Source organism: Bacillus sp. EB V-12 (assembly GCF_056158125.1).
On record NZ_JBUXJL010000001.1, the window covers coordinates 23,382 to 43,305 of the forward strand.

Consider the following 19,924-nt stretch of genomic DNA (forward strand, 5'->3'; position numbering starts at 1 on the left):
AATATATCAGCGATTATTAAAATATATCGACTTACCGACAGAAACCGACAATAAATAAAAGGAGGCTATTCAAAAACGAGCCTCCTTTTCGTTTAGTACAAAGATTTTGTCATATTATTCCGAATAATTTCAAGGGATTTCGCTACAGTTAATGCGTTTTTTTCTTCAATTTCTGGTTTACGGGGGATAGGTTTATACATGTTGTCTGGATCTTCCCATGTGAGGGGAAGTTCTGTTTCTGCTTGTCCTTTCCAAGCTTCAATCCATTCTGGAGGGAGATAACCTGAGATGTTTTGGATGTTGTTCATTTCGAGCCAAATGAGTGCCCAAGCTCTTGGAACGACGCGCCAGTGATCATAGCCACCGCCACCGACAGCGATCCAGCGACCGTCGCAATATTCATTTGCAATTTCACGAGCGAGCTTCGGTATTTCACGGTAAATATTCATTGTCGCACAAAGATGTGTAAGTGGGTCATAATAATGTGCGTCAGCACCATTTTGCGTTAAAATAATATCCGGTTTAAAGTACGCTGCAACTTCTTTTACAACAGTTCGATATGATTTTAAGAACGATTCATCTTCTGTAAAAGCATCGAGTGGAACGTTAAAAGAATAACTATAGCCATTACCTTGTCCGCGTTCATTTACAGCGCCAGTTCCAGGGAATAAATAGCGACCAGTTTCATGTAATGAAATTGTGCATACGTTAGGGTCATCATAAAACGACCACTGTACGCCATCACCGTGATGAGCATCTGTATCAATATATAAGACGCGTAAACCGTATTTCTTTTGAATATATTTCATTGCGATAGAACTGTCGTTATAAATACAAAAGCCAGATGCTTTGCCGCGAAAGCCGTGATGTAAGCCGCCGCCCAAATTAAGTGCGTGTTTTACTTTTCCGGAAAGAACAGCATCGACAGCTGTTAACGTACCACCAACGAGCAATGCGCTTGCTTCGTGCATATTTGGGAACATCGGTGTATCTTCTGTTCCGAGTCCATATGTCATCGCAATTGATTTTTCTAACTTTCCTTCTCCAGCACGTTTTACCGCATTTATGTACTCCTCTGTATGAACGTAGGCGATCTCTTCATCTGTAGCCATCCGTGGTGAGATGATTTGAGAGGGAGAGATGAAACCGCCCTTTTGTAATAAATCATACGTAAGTGTGACGCGCAGTTGGTTAAAAGGATGATCAGGGCTAAATGAATAGCCCCGAAAGTCATCCGAATAAATAAACGCGCTACTCATGCTTGCATCCCCATGATGTTTGGCCATAATACGCGGTAGCCTTCTGCTTCAAGTGCATCAATCACTTTTAGAGGATTCATCGTTTGAATGCGGAAAACGAGTACTTTATCATTCTCGTCTTTTGCTGGGTAGACGAGAACACTCACGATATTTATTTGTAAATCACTAAAAATAGCAACGACTTTTCCAAGAATACCAGGTTCGTTTTTTACTTGAATTTCAATTTGCGAACTTGGTTGATGTGCTCCTGTTAATTTTACTAACGTGTGTAATACTGTAGATTCAGAAATGATTCCAACTAACTTCCCGGCCTTTGTAACAGGAAGACAGCCAATTTTATTTTCAAAAAATAAAGTAGCAATTTCCTCAACGAAATCGAGAGGATGGCAAGTCATAACAGGATGTTTCATAATAAGTTCGAGCGGTTGCTGTAGCATATCGAGTGAAACTTGTTCATCTAGAATAGACGGACTTGCATCTCTTACATCCCGATCAGAAATAATGCCTACGACGTGATTATTTTGATCGACAATTGGAATGTGCCGAATGCCTTTCGTGCGTATCGTTCGGATTGCTGTTTCGATTGTATCGTTTGGATGTAATGTAACTACATTTTGATTCATAATTTCTTCTACAATCATTCCAGTTGCCCCCTTTATTAATACATAAAACGATTGTGAAAACGTAGACGATCAAAAGCTTGAATAGAATCCGTATCAACGCGTTTACCGATGCGGACCATTAAACAGTTGGCAGGATGTGAACAAATTTCAGGATCGTCTGTAGCCATCCATTGTAACCCGCCAGCATTCATCATCTTCTCCATTACTTTTCGGTATTCCCACACATTCAATCCTGTTTGTTTCAAATCCCAGTGCCAATAATATTCAGTCGTCAATATAATGTAATCTTCCATATAATCGTCCATCATAGAAACCTCTAGTAAGTTCTTTCCGACAGAACTCCCGCGGAAGGCTGGGACTACTTCAATTGCCCCAAGCTCAATTAAGTTTTCCATTTTTCCTTCTGACCATCGTTCAAGTGGATCAGGATACAAGTATGTAACATATCCAACAATTGTTTGGTCATGTCTAGCAATAATGAGACGAGCTTCTGGTAATTTAGAAATTTCGACAATTGCTTTATATTGTTGCTCGGCAGGACGAAACGCAATTAAGTCTGGATGAAACTCATACATTTCTAAGTTATGTGTAGAGACAGGACCTTCAATAATTAAAGTGCCTTTCGCTGTTTTTAAGTTTCTAGCATTATATATTTTTTTATGAATCAATGTATTGCTCACCACCTTGAGGGTTTGTGAATCTATTAATATCGTACTTTATAATATATGCGATGTGAATCGAAATTTGTCATTAAAAATTTGTCTAAAAATCAACAAATATACTGAAAATTTTAAATAATGTCATTATAATAGATAATAGAATACATAGGAGGGGGATGTAAAGTATGAAAGTAGAAACGCTTCCTGTCATTAAAGGAGAAAATAATTTGCCGAATTATGATGAGGCATACGCGAATTTTAACTGGGAAGAGGTTAATAAAAACTTTACTTGGAATGAAACAGGCCGAGTAAATATGGCGTATGAGGCAATTGATAAGCATGCGAAATCCGATCGAAAGAATAAAGTAGCTCTTTATTATCAAGATGGATCGCGAAAAGAGAAATATACATTTAAGGAAATGAAGGATTTTTCTAATAAAGCAGGAAACGTCCTTAAGAATTATGGCGATGTAGAAAAAGGCGATCGCGTTTTTATTTTTATGCCACGTTCTCCAGAGTTATATTTCGCACTTTTAGGTGCAGTGAAATTAGGAGCAATTGTTGGACCGCTATTTGAAGCATTTATGGAAGGCGCAGTTCGCGATCGCTTAGAAGATAGCGAAGCAAAGGTGTTAATTACAACGCCTGAATTGTTAGAGCGCGTACCATTAAATGATTTACCGGCTTTAAAAACAGTTTTCCTTGTTGGAGATAATGTAGAAGAAGGCGGTAAAACGGTAGCTTTCAATCCGTTATTTGAACAAGCTTCAAAAGAATTACATATTGAATGGTTAGGCCGTGAAGACGGTTTGATTCTACATTACACGTCTGGTTCTACTGGTAAGCCAAAAGGCGTGCTTCATGCGCAAAACGCAATGGTTCAGCACTATCAAACGGCGAAGTGGGTATTAGATTTAAAAGAAGACGATGTATATTGGTGTACTGCTGACCCGGGCTGGGTAACTGGAACAGCTTACGGTATTTTCGCACCGTGGTTAGTTGGAGCGTCAAATGTTATTTTAGGTGGACGCTTTAGTCCAGAAGCTTGGTATGAAGCACTGCAAGATTACGGTGTGACGGTTTGGTACAGCGCCCCAACAGCATTCCGTATGTTAATGGGAGCTGGACAAGACGCAATTAAAAAATATGACTTATCACAAGTTCGTCACGTATTAAGCGTTGGTGAGCCGTTAAATCCAGAAGTAATTCGCTGGGGTATGAATGCATTTGGACTTCGTATTCATGATACGTGGTGGATGACAGAAACAGGTGGACAAGTAATTTGTAACTACCCTTGTATGGAAATCCGTCCAGGTTCAATGGGTAAACCAATTCCAGGTGTGAAAGCAGCGATTGTTGATAATGAAGGAAATGAAGTGCCTCCTTACACAATGGGTAACTTAGCAATTGCGAAAGGTTGGCCATCTATGATGCGCGGGATCTGGAATAACCAGCAAAAATATGAATCTTATTTCATGCCGGGAGATTGGTACGTATCAGGTGACTCTGCCTATATGGATGAAGATGGATACTTCTGGTTCCAAGGACGTATCGACGATGTAATTATGACGTCAGGTGAGCGCGTTGGTCCGTTTGAAGTAGAAAGTAAATTAATCGAGCATGCTGCTGTTGCAGAAGCTGGTGTAATTGGTATTCCTGATCCGGTGCGCGGCGAAATTATTAAAGCATTTATCGCACTTCGAGCAGGATACGAACCATCTGATGAATTAAAAGAAGAAATTCGTCAATTTGTAAAGAAAGGCCTAGCAGCTCATGCAGCGCCACGACAAATTGAATTTAGAGATAAATTACCGAAAACGAGAAGTGGTAAAATTATGCGCCGCGTATTAAAAGCGTGGGAGCTGAATTTACCAACAGGTGACTTATCAACGATGGAAGATTAAGAGGGAAAGGTCTGAACGAAAAATGTTCAGGCCTTTCTTTTTTATGATATCATGAACTTGTATATATAAGTTAAAGGGGATAGTATGATGAAAACAGAAAAGGAAAAGATGATACTAGGAGAAATGTACATACCGGCTGATCCAGTTTTAGTACAAGAAAGAGAGCAAGCACGTATATTAACGAGAAAATTAAATGATACGCCAGAAGAGCAATTAAAAGAGCGTAGCGAAATCGTAAAAGAATTATTCGGAACGACAGGAGATAATATTCATCTTGAATCTTCTTTTAGATGTGATTACGGCTATAACATTCACGTTGGCGAAAATTTTTACGCGAACTTTGACTGTACGATTTTAGACGTATGCCCGGTAACAATCGGAGTGAACTGTATGTTAGCTCCAGGTGTTCACATTTATACAGCAACGCACCCACTTGATCCGGTAGAGCGTATAAGCGGATCAGAATACGGAAAACCAGTTACAATTGGCGATAACGTATGGATTGGCGGAAGAGCAATTATTAATCCAGGTGTAACAATTGGAGACAATGCGGTGATCGCATCTGGTGCTGTCGTAACGAAAGATGTGCCTAATAATGTAGTAGTTGGCGGGAATCCTGCAAAGATTATAAAAAAACTAAAATAATATTTGAACGAAGTGCCTTCCTCGTCTGTATACATTTATGAAAGAATAGATGAGGGAGGCTTTTTTATATCTAATAAATTACTCTTTGCGACGTTGTAAAGGATTGACAAGAAGGGAAACCTGACCTCTATTTGACACGCCTATATAAATGATGGTATAAAGAAAAGTATATGAATAATTGAGCGTGGAAAGGGAGAAGTAGTGATCATTTCCCTGTTTTAGAGAGCTGATGGCCGGTGAAAATCAGCACATAGATGATCGCGAATTACGCCCCTAGAGCATCTTTTTTCGATTGAATTGTATTCAAAAGGGAAGAGACGGTGCTAAGCCGTTATGTAAATAAGGTGGTAGGCTTTTTTTGGTCTGCAACTAGGGTGGTAACGCGATAATCAAAATCGTCCCTTATTTGAAGGGGCGATTTTTTTATGTTTTTAACCTTCACGCCAGTAATGAACTTAAAGGAGAGTATGTAGGATATGGGTATTTTACAAGATCTTGAATTTCGCGGTCTAATTAATCAGCAAACAGACGCTGAGGGCCTTGAGCAATTATTAGAAAAAGAAAGCGTTAAATTATACTGTGGTTTCGACCCGACAGCGGATAGCTTACACATCGGTCATATGTTACCAGTATTAATGTTACGTCGTTTCCAATTAGCTGGTCACCAACCAATCGCACTTGTTGGCGGTGGTACTGGTATGATCGGTGATCCAAGTGGTAAAAAAGCAGAGCGTACATTAAATACGAAAGATACAGTTGCTTACTACACAGAAAGCATTAAAAACCAACTTTCAAACTTCTTAGAGTTTGAAAACGTGGACAACCCAGCAACGATGGCTAACAACTACGACTGGCTTGGTAGCTTAGATGTCATTTCATTCTTACGCGATATTGGTAAAAACTTCGGTTTAAACTATATGTTAGCAAAAGATACGGTAGCATCTCGTTTAGAAACTGGTATTTCATTCACTGAGTTCAGTTACATGATTTTACAATCATACGACTTCTTAAACTTATACCAACAACATAATTGCCGTCTGCAAATCGGTGGTAGTGACCAATGGGGTAACATTACAGCTGGTCTTGAATTAATCCGTAAATCAGAAGAAGATGCGAAAGCATTCGGTTTAACAATTCCACTTGTTACTAAATCTGACGGTACGAAGTTTGGTAAAACAGAAGGCGGCGCAATTTGGTTAGACCCAGAGAAAACGACTCCTTACGAGTTCTACCAATTCTGGATTAACACAGATGACCGCGACGTTGTTAAATACTTAAAATACTTCACATTCTTATCTCATGAAGAAATTCTTGAGCTTGAAAAGCAAGTAGCTGAAGCGCCAGAAAAACGTGCAGCACAAAAAGCATTAGGTGCAGAAATGACAAAACTTGTTCACGGCGAAGAAGCATTAGAGCAAGCGATTAAAATTTCAGCTGCATTATTCAGTGGTTCTGTAGCAGAACTAACTGCAAGCGAAATCGAACAAGGATTCAAAGACGTACCATCTGTAGAACGTACTGCAGAAGATACAGTATTAATCGACTTACTTGTAGAAAGCAAAATCTCTCCATCAAAACGTCAAGCACGTGAAGATGTAACGAATGGCGCAATCTACGTAAACGGTGAGCGTACACAAGCATTAGACTACGTTGTAACAGAAAACGACCGCATCGAAGGTAAATTCACAATCATTCGCCGCGGTAAAAAGAAATATTTCTTAATTCGTTACTAATCAGAAACGAATATAAAACAAATAGTACCCCGAATTGTAGGCTGAAAATTCTATGATTCGGGGTTTTTTATGTATAAATTTAGATTGCCTCACGAGATCTTGTAAATAGAATATGAAGAATTAATACGAGCATATAAAGTAAGCTAATAAGCATAACAATAAATGCTGTTGGATAAAATTTTGCCGCATGTATAAAGAAATCGATTTGATAAATATCTTCGTAATTTGAAACGGTGCCTTTAAAGTAATTCGTAAACTTGGCACTATATTTCCATTCATCAGGATCATCTATTAAATTACTTCCCTGATACCAATTAATAAGTGCGGAAGTAATAAACAACATACATGCACTACCCAACTGAACCATTTGATTTATTGTCAAAACGAATCAACCTCCTATTTAATGGTTATTATAGCGTGCATTCATATTCCTGTAACCTTTTTGTTGTAATCTCCTTTTCGAGTTCATACGGAAATCACATGTAAGCGGTATGATAAATGTATAACAAATAGAAAGGAGTGGTAAAACAAAATGTCACTAGAAGCGCTCATTATTTTTTCTTTGCTAAACGCGGGTCAACTTGCAGAGAATTCGAAGATGGATGTACATAAAGAGCAGAAAGATGCTTATGTATATGTTCAAAAAGAGGAAAATAAATAATTTTAATATATATAAATAAAAGCTACTCGAAGTAACTGTTTTGGTGTCTTCGGTAGCTTTTTTGTATGCATAGGATTCAAATTTAGTAAGTGAGCTATTTAATAGAGGGTTTGTAGAAGAAACAAGTATAATTAATATGAACTGATAAATTGATAAAAATAAACCGTTATAAACAGGAGGATTTGTATGGAACATAGTGAGGCATCTCAAAGGCTGTTTTTTTGATTTAATCTTTTTAATATTAAGTCCCCCCTGTCAAAAAAAGTTTGTCCTCTGGGGAGGGTAGGTAGCGTAGGGGCACATCAATAGCTGCACTATTTTTTTAAAAATGAAGGGGGGTGAAATGTCTATGAAACTCTGTAAGTATTACATAATAAAAGCCACAACTCATGAAAAGACCTTCTAATTTATTGTTAGTTTATTTGATTAATATTCTTTGTCCACTTTTCGTAACTCTGACTGTGTAAGTCCATATGCCTCTGTTGTACAACCTGCTAACAACATAACAGGCATAGCTGAAGTTAATAGTTTACGTTTCATTGACATATACCCCTTTGTGTTATTTCTTTTTACTTAGTTCTTTTGTTGCTTTGTCTACTAACTCAGAAGCTTCGTCTAAATCCTTTTTAGCGAATTCAATTGTATCTTTATCATCCTCTTCTAAACCTGTCTGCATGTTTTCTACCCCTGATTTCGAGAATAACATTGCTTTACTTATGTTTATCGGTGTTTTATTGTCTTCAGCTAACTTATAATCTAGTTTATCAATCTTATCAATTAATTCGAAATAAGGTTTCGATAACTCTTTTAACTTTTCAGCCTTCTTCTTATTAGATTTTCTGCTATCTACAAGGTCTTTTATTTCTTCCGTTTGTTCAGTGTAATCTTTAAGTAAGTATGTTGCATTCTTATTATAGTCTTCTTTCTTGTTTTCTTTAACAGAAGCTTCCATTACTTCGTCTTTCTTTTTATCGTTTGACTCACAACCTACCCCTGTTATTAACAACATTGGAATCGCTAAAGTTAATAGTTTACGTTTCATTTTCTCATACCCCTTTAGTATTTATTATTCTACTTCACTTACACTTTGTTCGTCTAATGCTCGAATATCGTCTATTGCTTTACCAAACATCCCCATTGCTTCATTTAGACTCTTTGTACCAATGTCTGCCTTAGTCTCACTTATTTCGTCTACCGATTCTAATATCTTATCCCTTGACTTCTCATAAAGAATTAAAGACTTTTTCAATTCCATTTGCAAGTTTTCGTATTGTTTAGGCGGTTTAATGTCTTGTAATTTCTTAGACTCCGCATACACCTTTTCAAGTTGCGCTTTTACTTTTTCTTGGTTTGTTAGTAAAGTTTTATCCTTTTCCATAATCAGAGTTACTTTTTACATTTCCTTTGCAAAACCCTCTGCTTTAGTTTGTACTTCACCGAGATACATATTTAAAGACATGAACTTTCCCTCCCCTTACAAGAAAATAATACCAATTTAAGAGGGGGATTGTAAACGTAATATTCTGATGATTTAACGATTAAAGAGGTACTCGTCCATTAAGTTTTTTAATCTCATTCGGATGATCTGGTAATGAAGAGGTTTTTAAGGTTGAATGTAAATAGAAAAGGGAAGATATAGATTATGTGCAAATAAATACGTTGTAAAAATAATGTTAAGAAAAGGAGAGTATAGCAAAGGAAAATGAGTTATGGGATAGAATGTAGTGTTTTTAAGTGTTAGAAGAAGAGGGAGGTTTTTATTAATGTGGATAAAAAATGGATGGAATTCTAGAGAGGGGGTTAAGTTTTATTAACTATAGACTTGCAGTTCTTTTTTATTTTGTTACATTGGTCTGTTTCTATACATATAATCGGTTATATTCAATAAAAAAAGCCCAGGAACCTTGAATTAACAAGGTTCCTAAGGCTTTTAATACGACTCTTTTCAGAGTACCGAGATTAACGAGAGTAGAACTCTACGATTAATGCTTCGTTGATTTCAGCTGGTAACTCAGAACGCTCAGCGTGACGAGTGTAAGTAGCTTCTAATTTGTCAGCATCGAAAGTTAAGTATTCTGGTACGAAGTTGTTAACTTCGATCGCTTCTTTAACAACAACAAGGCTGTTAGATTTTTCGCGAACGCTGATAGTTTGACCAGGTTTTACACGGTAAGATGGGATATCTACGCGAGCGCCATCAACCATGATGTGACCGTGGTTTACTAATTGGCGAGCTGCACGACGAGTGCGAGCTAAGCCCATACGGTAAACTAAGTTGTCAAGACGAGCTTCAAGAAGGATCATGAAGTTTTCGCCGTGCTTACCAGGCATTTTACCTGCTTGGTCAAATGTGCGACGGAATTGACGCTCAGTCATGCCGTACATGTGACGAAGTTTTTGTTTCTCTTGTAATTGTAAACCGTATTCTGAAAGTTTCTTACGTTGGTTAGGACCGTGAGGACCTGGTGCGTAAGGGCGTTTTTCTAATTCTTTTCCTGTGCCGCTTAGAGAGATTCCAAGACGACGAGACAGTTTCCAAGCTGGACCTGTATAACGAGCCATAGTTGACTCCTCCTTTAAAAATGTTTTTATTTACGTAAAATAAAAACAGACGTAATCGATATTTACGGGCATTTTGTTTTCATGTACCTTCGCTCCAGCAGCAGGGAGTTACGAGATACACCTCCGTAGAGGAACAAAATACAAACGATAAACTCACATTACAAGGCTGCCTTTTTATTTTACACAAACGCTATTATATCTTTTACCCAGAGTTTCGTCAAGCGAGTACGTTTTTGTTTTATGCATAAAAATTTTGGAAATTAATATAAGAAGGAATTTAAAACAATATAGAAGAAGAGATAGAAACACAAATAAAACGCTTACATAAAATGAAGGAAAACGTTCATCAAATTTTTATGGATGAATATGCGGCAATAAAAACATAAGGGGGATGTTTTTATGAAAAAGAAGCATATGGAGACAGCGTTAATTCATCACGGTTATACACCTGAGGAACATAAAGGAAGTTTAACACCACCTTTATTTCAAACTTCTACATTTACATTTGAGACTGCGCAGCAAGGAGAGGCGAGTTTTGCGGGAGTGGATCCATCTTATATTTACTCACGGCTTGGAAATCCAACTGTGAAATTATTTGAAGAACGTATGGCGGTGTTAGAAGGAGGAGAAGAGGCACTTGCCTTCGGATCTGGTATGGCAGCTATTTCAGCGACTTTAATCGGTTTTTTAAAGGCTGGAGATCATATTATTTGTTCAAATGGATTATACGGATGCACGTACGGTTTTTTAGAAGTGTTAGAAGAAAAATTTATGATTACGCATTCGTTTTGTGATATGGAGACAGAGGTTGATATTGAAAATAAAATTCGCCCAAATACAAAGCTTATTTTCGTTGAAACACCAATTAATCCGACAATGAAATTAATTGATTTAAAACAAGTGATTCGGGTTGCGAAGCGAAAAGGTTTACTTGTTATTGTTGATAATACATTTTGTTCACCTTATTTACAAAGACCGCTTGAGCTTGGCTGTGATGCTGTTGTGCATAGTGCGACAAAATATATTGGTGGTCATGGCGACGTTGTGGCGGGTGTAACGATTTGTAAAACGAAAGCATTAGCTGAAAAGATTCGCCCGATGCGAAAGGATATCGGCGGTATTATGGCACCGTTTGATGCATGGTTATTATTACGCGGGTTAAAGACGTTAGCAGTAAGAATGGATCGTCATTGTGATAATGCAGAAAAAATTGTATCGTTCTTAAGAAAACATGATGCGGTAGAAGATGTTTGGTATCCAGAAGGAGAGTTAGCATCTCGTCAAATGAAACGCGGGGGCGGTGTTATTTCTTTTTCAGTAAAAGGCGGAAAAGAAGAGACGCAAGCGCTTATTAATGATCTTCACTTTATTACAATTGCGGTGAGTTTAGGAGATACAGAAACGTTAATTCAGCATCCAGCAACGATGACGCACGCTGCGATTCCAGCTGAACTAAGAAAAGAAATGGGCATTTTCGATAATTTAATACGCTTATCAGTCGGTTTAGAATCATGGGAGGATATCGTTTCTGATTTAGAGCAGGCATTAAAGAAAATATCTACTGTTAATCAATAAAAAAAGAGTGAGCTATCGGTTTTGTACAGGACGTACTAAATCGATAACTCGCTCTTTTCTTTTTACATATGTTTTAGGAGTGTTTCCACAAACTTTTCTAAATAGCGCTGATCTACTTCATCGAAACGATTCTTTTCGGGACTATCAATGTCAAGTACACCAATGACAGCTCCTTCTTTCACAATTGGTACAACGATTTCTGAATTAGAAGCACTATCGCAAGCGATGTGACCTGGGAATTGGTGAACGTCTGCTACAAGCTGTGTTGTTTTCGTTTCAGCTGCTACGCCGCAAACGCCTCGTCCAAATGGAATGCGTACGCAAGCAGGCATTCCTTGGAACGGTCCAAGGACAAGCTGATTTCCTTCTGTTACGTAAAAGCCAACCCAATTAACGCGATCTAAAAATTGGTTTAATAATGCGGAAGCATTTGATAAGTTTGCGACTACGTTTGATTCGCCAGTTAATAACGCATCCAGTTGTTTAATTACTGTCTCATATTGCTGCACACGAGATCCTGCATAACTTTCTTTAGTAAACATGGAAACAGCTCCTTTTTTATCGAGATGTGTAAAATATTAGCAAAATACGATGTATTTCACATGACTTTGTCGATAGAAAATTAAAGGAATTTGTCTTAAAAGTCAAGAAATTTAAACTATAGCTGTTCAGTGAGGGGAAGTGAGCGCATGAAGCAGACGAAACAAAAAGTAATTGATGCGGCAATATCGTTGTTTAATACGAAAGGTTATGATGGAACGTCGGTGCGAGACATTGCAAAGCGAGCGGATGTGAATGTAGCGAATATTTCATATTATTTTGCTGGGAAGCAAGGTTTATTAGAACAGCTTATTACTGATTTTTTAGAAGGATATATTCATGTGATTGAAATGTCGTTTGAACAGAGAGAGTATTTGTCGGCTAAAGATGTAATGGTGCAAATGGTGCGCGGGATTTTACGATATCAATTTGAAAATAGAGAACTAACACGTTTCTTCTACCGAGAGCTTTCGCTTGATACGACATTAATTCGTGAAGTGATGACCGTTTATTTTTCTAAAGAAAGATATTATATAGAACAAATGATTAGACAAGGACAAATGAAACAAGAATTTCAGAAAGTATCATTTACAATGTTTATGACGCAATTAAAAGGTATGATAAGTATGCCGTTTTTATATCCACAATATATATCAGAAGTACTCCATTCTTTCCCGTCTGAGACATTTTTCATAGAAATGTATACGAAAGAGATTGAGCAATGGATGGAACAAGCATTATGTAAAGCGAATATGTACCATGAATGGCCAAGAGCTGTTCATATGTGAAGAATCCCCACCTAACGAACTGAGGTGGGGATTTTTATGTTTACTTTTCTTTGCCATAAATTGTTACATAATAGCGCGATAATTGTTAATGCAGCTCCAGCGATTTCAATTTTATCGACTGTATAACCTCGAAAGATAGAACCAATGAGTGCAAGGATAGGAACTAAATTCATAAATAATATGCCGTTAATAGATGAAATATAGCGATTTCCCATATTCCAGCAAAATACAGCGATAACGCCTGCGATAATCGACATATAAAAGAGCTCAAAACGAACGCTCACAACTGTACGCAGTGACGGCATAGTAACTATATTTGTGTACGTTAAGAAAGTAACAATAACGATGAGTGAAATGGAGCCAAATAAACAAGTTAATGTCGTGTACCTAAGTGGTGACCAAGATTGAAAACGAGCAGCCCCGTTTGTATAAATGACCCAGCAAGTAACGCCGCATAGCATCAATATATTTGTTGATAAGTGGCTTGCAGCTCCAAATAGTAATTCAATATTTCCTTTTGAAATGACAAGCATAACACCAAGTAATGCAACGAACATACAAAGGAATGTATAGTTTTGTGGGCGGCGATTTTGGGTTATCCATTGCAGTGATAAGGCAATCAGTGGCATAAGGGATTGAATCATAGCTGCATGGATTGCTCCGGAAGGTCCGGCAAGTTGCTGTCCGTAGAAAACGAGAAAACCATACCCCGCGAAACCGACTGTCCCGTAAAAGAATAGAGAAAGTGTTCTTTTTTCTAAGCGGAGTGAAGTCTTTCCTTCAGTAATTAATAGCAAAATAAGAAAAATAATAGCTGCTGATCCATAGCGAAGCGTTGTGAAGAAGAATGGATCGATAAATTGCAGAGCACTTGCCATTACAGGAAACATAAATCCCCAGGCAGTGACGGCGAGTAAGCATAGAAAGGATCCGAGTAGCATTTGTTTTTTGTTCAAGAGTATCTTTCCCCTTTACATTTCGTTATAGTAAGTTGATGAAATAAGTATAAAGAGTAATTGTTTATAGGAGGAAATATCGATTTCTTATAACGGTTATAACTTTTTGTTAGAGGTGTGTACGATGGATTTGGAGGCAGTACGATCGTTTATTGAAGTGAAGCATACGCGAAGTTTATCAAAGGCAAGTAAGATTTTACATATATCACAACCAGCGCTTAGTAAACAAATTCAAAAGTTAGAAGCGGATTTAGAGGTTACTTTACTTAAACGTTCTGCGCAAGGAGTAGAGTTAACGGAGGCAGGAGAGTTATTTATAAAAAGAATGTTACCGATTTTGGAGCAAATAAATGAAGTGAAAACAGAAATGAGGGGGTATCAAGAGAACCGGAAGTTTTCAATTGGTATACTACCGAGTTTAGCGGAGCATTACATATCAGAATGTAAAGATATATTAGGTGATGAGTTCGAAGTGGAATGGCAAATCGGGCATACGGAAGTATTAAGAGATTTATTTAAAGCGCGGGAGATTGACGCGATGTTCATCGATTCAGTAGTAGAAGGTGCTACGTATATAAAAGAAGTGCAACAAGAGAAAATTGTTTGTGCCGTTTCAAATAATCATCCGTACAAAGAGAAGATAGTCATTCAAATAGAAGAGCTGCACAATGAAAAATTAATTGTATATCCAGAAATATGTGATGTAAGGAAAATGATTATGAACATGTTTCATGAAATAGGTGTAAAACCAACTATAGCTGTGGAAACATCTTACGCAGAACCGATGCTTGCAATGGTAAAAGCTGGCCTTGGTATCACGTTACTTCCAGAAAGGGCAGTAGAGCAGTCTGTAAGGCAAGGAAATGTACATGTAATTTCTGTTGAACCACCACTCATGCGGAAAATTTATTTCGTATCCCATACGAAAGATTGTTTGTTATTACAATCATTTGAGGATAGGGAGTGAGGTAGGCGGAATATTGAGAAAGATTACAATCACATTGAAAGAAACATGAAATTTTAAAAAAAACTAGGTCAAAAACAAACCATTACATGGTATGATTAGTACATTGTTAGTTGTTAAATATAGGGGAATTCCCTTTTTATACATAATGCCTTCCATTTCATAAACGGAACGGACAAAAAAAGAGATATAACTAGGAGGCTTTTTTGCATGGATTCTATCCTGACGATCGTTATCATTGTAGTAAGCTCTATTCTAGTGCTGCTCATGATAGAGCTTGTGATAAGAAATCGTTCATATAAAGATATTGAAGCACTAGAGCAGTGGAAACAAGAGATAAAAGATAAACCTGTGGCAGATGAACTAAAACGGGTAAAAGATTTAAACATGACGGGTCAAACAGAAGAACTGTTTGGTAAATGGCGTGAAGAATGGGATGAAATTGTATCAACAACCCTTCCGAAAGCTGACAAAGATTTAGCGCAAGCGCGAAAATTCGCCTCGCAATTCTCCTTCCGAAAAGCAAAGCATGCGATGAACGAATCCATAAGTGGTTTAGATGACGCTGATAATCGTATTACTGACATTTTAAATGAATTACAGCAATTGTTAGAAAGCCATGAGAAAAATAGCTCGGAAATTGAAGGGTTACGTGATACATATCGTAGTATGAAAAAGAGTGTTCTTGCTCATAGACATATGTATGGAGCAGCAGAGCAGAAAATCGAAGAGATGCTAGACGCTGAATCTGAGAAATTTAAAACCTTTGAAGAAGCAACAAACAATGGCGACTATTTAAAAGCGAGAGAAATTGTTATTAGTTTGGAAGAAGGTTTAGCAGATTTAGAAATCATTATTCACCAAATTCCAGATTTATTGGTAGAGTGTCAAGCGACGTTACCAGTTCAGCTGGAAGATTTATTACACGGACATAATGATATGGTAAGACAAGGTTATGTATTAGATTATTTGGAAGTCCCTAAAGAAGTTCGCGATATGACGAAACAACTACAAACATGTTTAATGGATATACAGGAGCTTCATATAACAGAAGCGGCTGAAAAAGTAGAAAACTTAAAAACACGTTTAGATGGCTTCTACGATCAATTGGAACAAGAAGTACATGCGAGACATTATGTGGAGCAAAAAACACTTTCTGTTTACGATGACTTAGAAGAAATGCGTATCGAAACGATTGAAACGAAAACAGAAACACAACTTGTGAAACAAAGCTATCAGTTACAAGATAAAGACATTGAGTCTCAAAAAGTAATTGAAAAGCAAATGCACATTTTAACGAAACGTTTTGAAATGCTACAATTACGCGTTGCAGAACAAGATATTGCCTTCTCTATTATTCGTGAGGAACTAGAAGAGGTTTATGAGCAATGTGAAACGTTAAAAGTACTTCATGCAGAATATAAAGAAATGCTGCAAGCGATGCGCAAAGAAGAATTTGAAGCACGTGAGAAGTTACAAGAAATGCGAAATACTATTTTCGAAACGAAACGCTTTATGCAAAAGTCGAATTTGCCAGGTCTTCCAGAGAGTATTATGGAAGATTTAAAAAGAGGGCAAATGGCAATGCAAGCTGTATATGAACAATTAGAAGTGAAGCCGTTAAATATGAACGCTGTAAATAGCAGTTTAGAAGAAGCATACACAACTGTGAACGGTGTGGCTGAAATGACAGAAGAGTTAATTGGACAAGCATATTTAGTGGAAAAATTAATTCAGTACGGTAACCGTTACCGTAGTCATGATGAAAACCTAGCAGAAAGTTTAAATTATGCTGAGAAATTATTCCGTGAATACCAATACGATGCAGCTTTAGAACAAGCGGCTTCAGTATTAGAGCAACTTGAACCTGGCGTTGTTCAAAAAATAGCTGAATATGTAGACAATGAACAAACCCTTTCATAAAAGGGTTTGTTTTTTTGTGTAATTTTGCAGACGATGTTGCTATAATGAATAGCGGAATACAGCAAGGTTATTCGTTTCAAAATAAAGTGAAACTGTAATCAGTAGGAGGATTCATCCCCATTGATTACTAGCCTTCACCAATCGGGCATTTACGGACAGCCCGACTCCTACCTAACTTCTTTGCTCTAACTGGATTTTGAGGTGAGAGTCTTATTGCCCGTTCATGCGGGATAAAGTGAAACTGTAATAGGAGGGCATCCTCGACAATTATTAGCCTTCACCAATCGAGATAAAATGGAACCTTTGCGTAGTCTTAGCGTAATGACACGTATTTATGATATGATTATACGATGTGATAGCGCTGAAAGGGGAAGAACGATGATCTATTTTGATAATAGTGCGACGACGAAGCCATATCCAGAAGCTCTTCAATCGTACGTGACGGTTGCTGGGAAATATTTTGGTAATCCTTCTTCTATTCATTCGCTTGGAGGAGAGGCAGAGCGTCTATTAACACAATCAAGAACGATTGCAGCGCAGCTTCTTCGTGTTAAACCTTCTGAAATTATTTTTACATCAGGTGGAACGGAAGGGAATAACCTTGCGATTAAAGGGATAGCGATGAGGAATCGTTCGCGTGGCAAACATATCATTACAACAAATATTGAACACGCGTCTGTGTTTGAGGCATATAAGCAATTAGAAGAACTCGGGTTTGATGTAACATATTTACCGGTTAACGAGCATGGTGTTGTGTCGGTAGAAGATGTGAAACGAGCACTTCGTGAAGATACGATTCTTGTGTCAATTATTCATGTGAACAACGAAACTGGAGCAATTCAGCCCGTTGCTGAAATTGGAACGTTATTATCGAATCATCCGAAAATAAGATTCCATGTAGATCATGTACAAGGGATAGGGAAAGTACCGCTTGATTTATATGCGTCTCATATTGATCTTTGCTCAATATCTGGACATAAATTCCACAGTGTAAAAGGAACGGGTCTTCTTTATGTACGCGATGGCGTAAGATTAGATCCGATTTTATCAGGTGGTCAACAAGAGCTTAAGTATCGTTCTGGTACAGAAAATTTACCTGGCATTGTAGCGATGGTGAAAGCACTTCGTATGACAATGGAACAAGTGAAAGAAAAGGTAGCTCATTTGCAAAGTTTACAAGCAGAGCTTGTTCGTTTCTTTAAAGAGATGGAAGATGTAACGATTAACACGTCGCTTGCATATGCAGCACCGCACATTTTAAATGTATCATTTGTTGGTTTAAAACCAGAAGTAGTCGTTCATGCTTTAGAAGAACACGGTGTATATGTGTCAACGAAATCTGCTTGTTCTTCAAAAGCAAATGAAGTGAGCAGAGTGTTAGTGTCAATGGGAGTGCCGCATGCAGCAGCTGCAAGCGCTATTCGTATTAGTTTGGCACCAGAAAACACAATGGAAGAAGTAAAACAATTTGAAGGTATTGTAAAAGAGACGATGCCAAAATTATATGAAGTGATGAGGTAAAGAAATTATGTTGAAATATGAATATATTTTAGTGCGTTACGGAGAAATGACGACAAAAGGTAAGAACCGTTCTAAGTTTGTAAGCACATTAAAAGATAACGTGAAGTTCAAACTGAAAAAATTCCCAAATATTAAAATCGATGCAACACATGATCGTATGTACATCCAGTTAAATGGTGAAGATCATGAAGCAGTCTCTGAAAGATTGAAGGATGTATTTGGTATTCATAAGTTTAACTTAGCGATGAAAGTACCATCAGAATTAGAAGACATTAAAGAAGGTGCATTAGCAGCTTTCTTACAAGTAAAAGGTGATGTGAAAACATTTAAAATTACTGTACACCGTTCTTATAAGCATTTCCCAATGAGAACGATGGAATTATTACCTGAGATTGGCGGACACATTCTAGAAAATACAGAAGATATTACAGTAGATGTTCATAATCCAGATGTAAATGTACGCGTAGAGATCCGCAGTGGCTATAGCTATATCATGTGCGATGAGCGTATGGGAGCTGGCGGTTTACCAGTTGGCGTTGGCGGAAAAGTAATGGTACTTCTTTCTGGTGGTATTGATAGCCCAGTAGCAGCTTACTTAACGATGAAACGCGGCGTATCTGTGGAAGCAGTTCACTTCCATAGTCCACCTTTCACAAGTGAGCGTGCAAAACAAAAAGTAATCGATTTAGCACAAGAGTTAACGAAGTATTGTAAACGAGTAACGCTTCACCTTGTTCCGTTTACAGAAGTGCAAAAAACGATTAATAAAGAAATCCCATCTAGCTATTCAATGACGGTTATGCGCCGTATGATGATGCGTATTACAGAACGCATTGCTGAGGAGCGTAACGCACTTGCAATTACGACTGGTGAAAGTCTTGGACAAGTAGCAAGCCAAACGTTAGATAGTATGCATACGATTAACGAAGTAACAAACTACCCAGTTATTCGTCCGCTTATTACGATGGATAAATTAGAGATTATTAAAATCGCTGAAGAAATCGGCACGTATGATATTTCAATTCGTCCATATGAAGATTGCTGTACTGTATTCACACCAGCAAGCCCAGCGACGAAGCCGAAACGTGAAAAAGCAAATCGTTTTGAAGCGAAATACGATTTCACACCATTAATCGATGAAGCTGTAGCGAACAAAGAAACAATGGTATTACAAACGGTAGAAGTAGTGGCGGAAGAAGAAAAATTTGAAGAACTTTTCTAAAACCATAAATTACCATATCTAAAACGTGTATGAAGTCATGTTATTTATCACACTCTATACTCACAAGGAGGTGATATAACATGTCACGTAGCACAAATAAATTAGCGGTTCCTGGTGCTGAATCAGCATTAGACCAAATGAAATACGAAATCGCTCAAGAGTTTGGTGTTCAACTTGGAGCTGATGCAACAGCTCGCGCTAACGGTTCTGTTGGTGGTGAAATCACTAAACGTCTAGTTTCACTAGCTGAGCAACAATTAGGCGGTTACCAAAAATAATCCCATATGATGGCTTAGAAAGAGCGGGTTCTCCCGCTCTTTCTTTTTTTGTGTTGTGTCGCTATTTGTCGGTAAGTCGATGTAATTTCGTTTACTAATTCGACAGAACTG

Annotated in this window: 20 protein-coding genes and 1 other annotated feature; of the genes, 11 read left to right on the forward strand and 9 right to left on the reverse strand. The window is 37.7% G+C overall.

The genetic code is table 11. The features are described 5' to 3' along the window. Positions 1-92: 92 nt before the first annotated feature. The 3 genes from acuC to acuA are packed head-to-tail and all read right to left on the reverse strand — an operon-like array spanning position 93 to position 2,550. Positions 93-1,259, reverse strand: coding sequence for an acetoin utilization protein AcuC (gene acuC, locus ACZDYH_RS00135; protein ID WP_000092826.1), 1,167 nt, complete (start codon positions 1,257-1,259; stop codon positions 93-95). After that, entirely contained in the window at positions 1,256-1,900 is a 645-nt protein-coding gene (locus ACZDYH_RS00140; protein WP_000634583.1) for an acetoin utilization AcuB family protein, read from the reverse strand. The genes acuC and ACZDYH_RS00140 overlap by 4 nt, the downstream gene beginning before the upstream one ends. Positions 1,901-1,917: 17 nt before the next feature. After that, the gene (acuA, locus tag ACZDYH_RS00145) at positions 1,918-2,550 is read right to left on the reverse strand and encodes an acetoin utilization protein acetyltransferase AcuA (protein ID WP_000581388.1); all 633 of its coding nucleotides are present in this window, start codon (positions 2,548-2,550) and stop codon (positions 1,918-1,920) included. A gap of 176 nt (positions 2,551-2,726) precedes the next feature. On the opposite strand from acuA, the gene acsA reads away from it, so the two are divergent. The 3 genes from acsA to tyrS all read left to right on the forward strand — a co-directional run bounded on the left by acsA (position 2,727) and on the right by tyrS (position 6,823). Continuing rightward, positions 2,727-4,445 (forward strand): acetate--CoA ligase, encoded by a 1,719-nt coding sequence (gene acsA / locus ACZDYH_RS00150; RefSeq protein WP_000862049.1) that lies wholly within the window; start codon positions 2,727-2,729, stop codon positions 4,443-4,445. A gap of 84 nt (positions 4,446-4,529) precedes the next feature. Then, positions 4,530-5,090: a maltose acetyltransferase domain-containing protein gene (locus ACZDYH_RS00155; protein ID WP_002026426.1), complete on the forward strand. Its 561-nt coding sequence runs from the start codon at positions 4,530-4,532 to the stop codon at positions 5,088-5,090. A gap of 176 nt (positions 5,091-5,266) precedes the next feature. Next, positions 5,267-5,496, forward strand: a binding site (T-box leader). Between the two features lie 70 nt (positions 5,497-5,566). After that, positions 5,567-6,823 carry a tyrosine--tRNA ligase gene (gene tyrS, locus ACZDYH_RS00160; protein ID WP_000512086.1) on the forward strand — a complete coding sequence of 419 codons (1,257 nt, stop codon included), beginning with the start codon at positions 5,567-5,569 and terminating at the stop codon, positions 6,821-6,823. Positions 6,824-6,902: 79 nt separating this feature from the next. Here the strand turns inward: tyrS and ACZDYH_RS00165 are convergent, their stop codons facing one another. Continuing rightward, positions 6,903-7,205: a YjdJ family protein gene (locus ACZDYH_RS00165; protein ID WP_434712906.1), complete on the reverse strand. Its 303-nt coding sequence runs from the start codon at positions 7,203-7,205 to the stop codon at positions 6,903-6,905. Between the two features lie 150 nt (positions 7,206-7,355). Between ACZDYH_RS00165 and ACZDYH_RS00170 the strand changes: the two genes are divergently transcribed. After that, a complete protein-coding gene (locus ACZDYH_RS00170; RefSeq protein WP_053514539.1) occupies positions 7,356-7,484 on the forward strand; it encodes a hypothetical protein in 129 nt (42 codons plus the stop codon). Positions 7,485-8,043: 559 nt separating this feature from the next. On the opposite strand, the gene ACZDYH_RS00175 is transcribed toward ACZDYH_RS00170, so the two are convergent. The 3 genes from ACZDYH_RS00175 to rpsD all read right to left on the reverse strand — a co-directional run bounded on the left by ACZDYH_RS00175 (position 8,044) and on the right by rpsD (position 10,046). Further along, positions 8,044-8,526: a hypothetical protein gene (locus ACZDYH_RS00175; RefSeq protein ID WP_000823777.1), complete on the reverse strand. Its 483-nt coding sequence runs from the start codon at positions 8,524-8,526 to the stop codon at positions 8,044-8,046. 24 nt (positions 8,527-8,550) lie between these two features. Beyond that, positions 8,551-8,862 carry a hypothetical protein gene (locus ACZDYH_RS00180; protein ID WP_049106949.1) on the reverse strand — a complete coding sequence of 104 codons (312 nt, stop codon included), beginning with the start codon at positions 8,860-8,862 and terminating at the stop codon, positions 8,551-8,553. A 581-nt stretch (positions 8,863-9,443) separates the two neighbouring features. After that, on the reverse strand, positions 9,444-10,046 hold the full coding sequence (gene rpsD, locus ACZDYH_RS00185; protein ID WP_000135317.1) for a 30S ribosomal protein S4: 603 nt from the start codon (positions 10,044-10,046) through the stop codon (positions 9,444-9,446). Positions 10,047-10,445: 399 nt separating this feature from the next. Between rpsD and megL the strand changes: the two genes are divergently transcribed. After that, positions 10,446-11,621: a methionine gamma-lyase gene (megL, locus tag ACZDYH_RS00190; RefSeq protein WP_016123449.1), complete on the forward strand. Its 1,176-nt coding sequence runs from the start codon at positions 10,446-10,448 to the stop codon at positions 11,619-11,621. Between the two features lie 62 nt (positions 11,622-11,683). On the opposite strand, the gene ACZDYH_RS00195 is transcribed toward megL, so the two are convergent. Then, positions 11,684-12,163, reverse strand: a complete 480-nt coding sequence (locus tag ACZDYH_RS00195) for a GAF domain-containing protein (RefSeq protein ID WP_000494340.1) — start codon at positions 12,161-12,163, stop codon at positions 11,684-11,686. Positions 12,164-12,310: 147 nt separating this feature from the next. Here ACZDYH_RS00195 and refZ point away from each other — a divergent pair, with 147 nt between their 5' ends. Then, the gene (gene refZ, locus ACZDYH_RS00200; protein WP_000814923.1) at positions 12,311-12,949 is read left to right on the forward strand and encodes a forespore capture DNA-binding protein RefZ; all 639 of its coding nucleotides are present in this window, start codon (positions 12,311-12,313) and stop codon (positions 12,947-12,949) included. An 11-nt stretch (positions 12,950-12,960) separates the two neighbouring features. Here refZ and ACZDYH_RS00205 read toward each other — a convergent pair whose 3' ends face one another. Beyond that, positions 12,961-13,905: a DMT family transporter gene (locus ACZDYH_RS00205; protein WP_016123448.1), complete on the reverse strand. Its 945-nt coding sequence runs from the start codon at positions 13,903-13,905 to the stop codon at positions 12,961-12,963. 124 nt (positions 13,906-14,029) lie between these two features. On the opposite strand from ACZDYH_RS00205, the gene ACZDYH_RS00210 reads away from it, so the two are divergent. From ACZDYH_RS00210 to ACZDYH_RS00230, 5 genes are all read left to right on the forward strand, one after another. Continuing rightward, the gene (locus tag ACZDYH_RS00210) at positions 14,030-14,872 is read left to right on the forward strand and encodes a LysR family transcriptional regulator (RefSeq protein ID WP_000362529.1); all 843 of its coding nucleotides are present in this window, start codon (positions 14,030-14,032) and stop codon (positions 14,870-14,872) included. 207 nt (positions 14,873-15,079) lie between these two features. Continuing rightward, positions 15,080-16,792 carry a septation ring formation regulator EzrA gene (ezrA, locus tag ACZDYH_RS00215; RefSeq protein WP_000377303.1) on the forward strand — a complete coding sequence of 571 codons (1,713 nt, stop codon included), beginning with the start codon at positions 15,080-15,082 and terminating at the stop codon, positions 16,790-16,792. Positions 16,793-17,170: 378 nt separating this feature from the next. Continuing rightward, a complete protein-coding gene (locus ACZDYH_RS00220; protein WP_000638992.1) occupies positions 17,171-18,313 on the forward strand; it encodes a cysteine desulfurase family protein in 1,143 nt (380 codons plus the stop codon). Positions 18,314-18,320: 7 nt separating this feature from the next. Then, the gene (thiI, locus tag ACZDYH_RS00225; protein WP_000922337.1) at positions 18,321-19,535 is read left to right on the forward strand and encodes a tRNA uracil 4-sulfurtransferase ThiI; all 1,215 of its coding nucleotides are present in this window, start codon (positions 18,321-18,323) and stop codon (positions 19,533-19,535) included. An 80-nt stretch (positions 19,536-19,615) separates the two neighbouring features. Further along, positions 19,616-19,813 carry an alpha/beta-type small acid-soluble spore protein gene (locus ACZDYH_RS00230; RefSeq protein ID WP_000091640.1) on the forward strand — a complete coding sequence of 66 codons (198 nt, stop codon included), beginning with the start codon at positions 19,616-19,618 and terminating at the stop codon, positions 19,811-19,813. The last annotated feature ends 111 nt before the right edge of the window (positions 19,814-19,924 follow it).